Annotated in this window: 1 protein-coding gene; it reads right to left on the bottom strand. The window is 69.3% G+C overall.

The window, feature by feature from the left end:
* Positions 1-134: 134 nt before the first annotated feature.
* Entirely contained in the window at positions 135-1,952 is a 1,818-nt protein-coding gene (locus tag ACOADB_RS03060; protein ID WP_378596448.1) for a S8 family serine peptidase, read from the bottom strand.
* Positions 1,953-2,103: the final 151 nt, after the last annotated feature.

The following is a 2,103-nucleotide window of genomic DNA, read 5'->3' as shown; positions in this document are numbered from 1 at the left end:
GGCCTGGGCGAGGGCCCCGACGACCTGGCGCCGTTCGACGCCGCCGCGTTCGTCGACGCCCTGTTGAGCTAGGAACTGCGGGTGACCGCGCGGCTGGTCATGAGCCGCGCGGCCACCACTGCTTCGTGCGGGTGTCAGCTGAGCCCCACGTCGTCGACGTAGAAGCTCGTGGCCAGCGACGAGTCGCTGCTGAACTCGAAGCTGATCACGACCTGCTGGCCCGCGTAGGCCGACAGACTGATGGAGTCCGAGACCCATGCGGCCCGGGTGGCCGTGTTCGAGCGGGTCCGCACCGTCGCCAGCAGGGTGCCGGCAGTGTTGCGGACACGGACGTACATGTAGTCGAACGCGGTGGTCGTGCCCTCGCTCGAGTTCATCCACCACCAGTAGGTCAGCGTGCCGGTGCCGCTGACCACGACCGGCTGCGAGATCCGCTCGGTGCCGCTGTTGTAGCCGAGCGCCCAGACGGAGTAGCTGCCCGTGCGCGGCTTCGAGGTGCCGATGAGGGGGTACCCGGCGGCGGAGTACTGGGTCCATCCGGTGGTGCCGGACTCGAAGCCCCCGTTGATCAGGCCGCTCGGCGGCGGGGGAGGCGGCGGAGGAGGCGGCGTCGCGCCACCGCCGATGAATCCCGTGTAGAGCAGGTGGTTCGGAGACCCGGTGCCCGCGGCGGTGATCTTGTTGAACGTGCTGTTGTTGACCAGCGCGGCCCGGACCGCGGAGGGTGTCGCGCCGGGGTTCGCGTTCAGGAAGAGCGCCGCGGCGCCGGCCACGTGGGGCGAGGCCATCGAGGTCCCGCTGATCGTGTTGACGGCCGTGTCGCCGGTGCTCCAGCCCGCCGTGATGTTCTGGCCCGGCGCGAAGATGTCGAGACAGGTGCCGAAGTTGGAGAACGACGCCCGCGCGTCCGTGTTCGTCGTGGCACCGACCGTGATGGCCGCGGGAACCCGTGCGGGCGAGTAGTTGCACGCGTTGGCGTTGGAGTTGCCGGCGGCCACGACGAACGTGATGCCCGCGGTGATCGCGTTGTTGAGCGCGGTGTCGAGCGAGGAGCTCACACCGCCGCCGAGGCTCATGTTGGCCACGGCGGGCTTGATGGCGTTGGCCCGGACCCAGTCGATCCCGGCTATCACGCCGGCGTTGCTGCCGCTGCCGTTGCAGTCGAGGACCCGCACCGGGTGGACGATCGCCTTGTCGGCGACGCCGTACGTCGCTCCGGCGACCGTGCTCGCAACGTGCGTGCCGTGGCCGTTGCAGTCATTGGCCGTGCCGCCCGCCGTCACGGCGTCGTAGCCGTTGCCGACCCGGCCGGTGAACTCCCCGTGAGTACGCCGAATGCCCGTGTCGATGATGTACGCGTGGATCCCGGCGCCCTCGTTGAAGTCGTTGTAGGAGTTGCTCAGCGGGAGGTCGCGCTGGTCGATGCGGTCCTGGCCCCAGGACGGAGCCGGAGTGACGATGTCCTCGGGGCCGACGTAGTAGTCCTGCTCCACCGAGGCGACGTTGGGATGGTTGCGGACGTTGTCGATGCGGTCCGGGTCGATGACGGCGGCAAACCCCGAGATCGCGTGACCGTAGCTGAACTTCAGCTTCGCGTTGTTCTTCGCGACGATGTCCTTGGTCGTGTCGCTCGCCGAGGCGAGTCCGGGCCTGAACACCACGATGTACTGGTTCGGCACCGGTTCACCGGCGTTCGGGTTGCCCACCCGGGCGGACTCCGACTCGTAGTCGGGGAGGTCGCCGGGGTGCTCGGCGCCCGGGACGCGCTTGCCACGCGGTCCGTCCGCGGGTCCCGGGCGCGAGGGATCGTCGGGCTTCGGTGCCGCGGACGCGGGGTCGGCGCCGAAGCCGGCGATGACGATGGCGAAGAACAGCAGCCCGATGGCTGAGGCTTGCCTACGTGATGGTGGTGACGCGGCTGCGCGCCGCGCAGCCCGAACTGAGACGTGCATCGGGAAACCGCCTGCCTTGGGGGTGAGGTTCCCTCCCCGTTCCTCCCTTCGTGACGCTAGGACTGTGCCCCACCACGGTCAATGGCACGTCCCGGCTACGTGCCAGCACGGTCCCGCCATCGTTCGTCACCGGTCCGGAGAACTCGTTACA

The sequence above is a fragment of the Nocardioides sp. CPCC 206348 genome (assembly GCF_048654705.1).
In the GTDB taxonomy this organism is placed as follows: Bacteria; Actinomycetota; Actinomycetes; order Propionibacteriales; family Nocardioidaceae; genus Nocardioides.
Note: the sequence above shows the minus strand (reverse complement) of the source record. Positions and strands in the feature narration are given on the sequence as shown.